Consider the following 2,975-nt stretch of genomic DNA (forward strand, 5'->3'; position numbering starts at 1 on the left):
GAAGCTGATCTTTTTTGTCCGAACAGCGTTCGGATTAATTTTACAATCTACCATGATAGGAACCATTCAAGCAATGGAGGTCTTCATCATGAAAACTACTAGTCGTATTATGAATCAACCACAAGATTATACCAATTTACACATTGACCCACACACCATCGCCAATTGGGAAGATGGGCGCCGCGATACCGACCAACCCGGCCATGGTGAAATCTGGTACTTTGATTGCTCATTTGATGACCAATCAACCTTAGTCCTAGGTTTCCGTCCAAAATCAGTCGCCCAAGTTAACCAAGCTGGTGATAATCCGAATGTCGCCATTAACTATACGGCGGCCGATGGTACCAAAGTCGACGATTACCGTGCTTACACCCCCGCTCAAGCCACGATGGCTACCGATCACTGCGAACTCAACTTTGGCCCCTCGCAACTGACGGGTGACAATTGGCAAACTTACGACGTCCACATTGAACCCGAAGCCGACCAACTCGTCGAAATGGAAGGCAAACGCACGACGAAACATCAAACTGCCGCTGATTTACGGTTCGTGGCCCAAACGCAACCCTTCCGGCCAGGGTCTGGTTATATTACTTTTGGTGACTACTATTACAACTTTATTTGTATTACGAAACTAACCGTGACTGGAACACTCACGATTAACGGCGTCACCAAAGCAGTGCACGGAGCGGCCTACTACAACCACCAATGGTTCAACATTTCCCCGATGACCGCCTTTCATCACTGGCTATGGGGGCGTCAAAATATCGGTCAATATAGCGTCTTAATTTATGACATGGTCGCCGCCGAAAAGTTCGGTCTAGCGCAAATCCCATTATTCACGATTGACGACGCCCAAGGTCACCGCCTATTCGAAAACACGGATGCTGCTCATACTGAAGTCGAAGTATTAGACAGTTACGTCCAAGCGTCCACGGGCAAACGCTATCCGAAAAAGATTCGTTATACTTTTACTGGCGACACGACGACAGTCAAGTACACGATTTCGGACCCTCAAGAAATCAACGTTATCGACTTATTTAGTCAACAACCGGCCGCAGTCCAAGCGCAAATGACCGCCCAACATTTACAACCAACCTACACGCGCTATTTAGCCACTAGCGAACTGGAACTGACGCAAAATGGTCAAACAACGACCGTGACTGGTCCAATCCTTTATGAATTTAATTATGCTGGCGTTGAGAACGACCAAGCTCATTTATTTTAATTGTTGAAACATACGAAGACCGACTAAAAACAGGCGCCTGATGAAGTTGAAATTTCATCAGACGCCCCTTTTTACTATTTTCATCGCCAAAGCAGATGACAAAACAGTGGTCGACCACTAAAGTGATAACTCTAGCACTGCATTAAACACTTCCTGCGATAATTTCACATCGCTAACGGCGGCCTGCCGCTTGTTAATACTCTGGCGCCGCAACAAGGCTTGCTTTTTCGAAACGCTGCGTTTTTCACCATTAACGGCCGCATTCTTGCGTAATGGTGGCACGTCAACGCGTGCCACCGCTTTTCCTTCAACAATGGCTTGCGCCGGCATCGGATAAAGTTTCCGTGGAATCGTGTGCTTCAATTTTTTTACTAATTGCTGGGTCATCGCTGGCGCGTCCTCGCGATGCACAATAAACGACAAGGCATCCACTTTAGCGTAATTGACATTCACTTCCACTTTGACCACATCCGCTAACTCATACCCGGAAAACTCGGTCTCGAGCGTCGCATACCCATGCGAAATTGACTTCAAGGCGTTGAAGAAATCATAAGCAATCTCCGAAATCGGGATTTGATAATGTAACTCAATCAAGTCACCTTGATTTTGCATGTCGACTAATTCACCCTTATGGCTATCCGCCAGTTGCATGACATCACCCAACACCGCGTTATCCGTCGTAATGGTGGCCGTCGTCATCGGTTCTTCGACAAAATCAATAGTTGCAAAGTCTGGAAACTTGATGGGATTATTCACGAGTTGTTCCGACCCATCTTTGAGATGGACCCGATACGTCACGTTGGGCGCCGTCGTTAAAACGTCCAAGTGATATTCCGCTTGTAAGCGTTCACGAATAATTTGCAAATGAAAGATGCCTAAAAAGCCACAGCGAAAACCCGGTCCCAATGCTTCCGAAACTTCCGCAGCGTATTGAAACGAGGAATCATTCAAGGCGAGCTTTTCAATTGCCAGTTTCAAATCAGTATACCGGTCATCTTTCGGGTAAAAGCCGGCAAAGACCATCGGCTGCGCGGGGGCATATCCCGGGAGAGCGGTCGCCGTTGGTTGGTCGCGATTCGTCAACGTATCGCCGACCCGCAATAACTGTGGATCTTTTAACCCGGTCACGACATAGCCGACTTCACCGACGTTTAATGCACTTACGGGTGTCATTTGCGGGGTGAAGCTACCAATTTCTTTATTATTGACCGCTTGCGATTGGGCCATCAATTGTAAATTCGTTGTCGGCAACAATTGACCATCAACAATCCGCACATAGGCAATAATGCCCTTAAACGCATCGTAGGTGGAATCGAAAACTAAAGCTTTCAATGGAGCCGTCGTTTGACCGGTCGGCGCCGGAAAGACATCCTTAATTGCGGCCAATACTGCGGGAACCCCTTCACCGGATTTTGCCGAAATTTTGAGAATCGGACTAGTTGCAAATTGGTCACTTAACGCCCGAATTTGGCGTTCTGTCTGATCAACATCCGCTAAAGCACTATCAATCTTATTAATCACTGGTAAAATCGTCAGCTGGTTCGCCATCGCCAAACGCAAGTTAGCAACGGTTTGCGCTTAGACGCCTTGGGTCGCATCAACTAACAAAATGGCGCCATCACTAGCTGCTAAGCTTTTCGACACTTCATATGAAAAGTCGACGTGCCCCGGTGTATCAATTAAATTATATTCATATTCATGACCGTCAGCGGCCTGATAAAAGTTTCGGACAGTTCGTGATTTAACGGTC

Annotated in this window: 1 protein-coding gene and 1 pseudogene; one reads left to right on the top strand and one right to left on the bottom strand. The window is 47.1% G+C overall.

Features of this window, described 5'->3' with window-relative positions; translation table 11 throughout:
• Positions 1-88: 88 nt before the first annotated feature.
• Positions 89-1,225: a lipocalin-like domain-containing protein gene (locus tag DY78_RS11630; protein WP_024626388.1), complete on the top strand. Its 1,137-nt coding sequence runs from the start codon at positions 89-91 to the stop codon at positions 1,223-1,225.
• A 117-nt stretch (positions 1,226-1,342) separates the two neighbouring features.
• Here the strand turns inward: DY78_RS11630 and lepA are convergent.
• Positions 1,343-2,975: pseudogene (gene lepA, locus DY78_RS11635) on the bottom strand (translation elongation factor 4); the annotation flags it as partial.

The organism is Lactiplantibacillus fabifermentans DSM 21115 (assembly GCF_000498955.2).
GTDB lineage: Bacteria > Bacillota > Bacilli > Lactobacillales > Lactobacillaceae > Lactiplantibacillus > Lactiplantibacillus fabifermentans.

Coding starts and splice junctions, on each gene's coding strand:
- DY78_RS11630 (WP_024626388.1), top strand. CDS start 89: ATGAAAACTACTAGTCGTATTATGAATCAACCACAAGATTATACCAAT.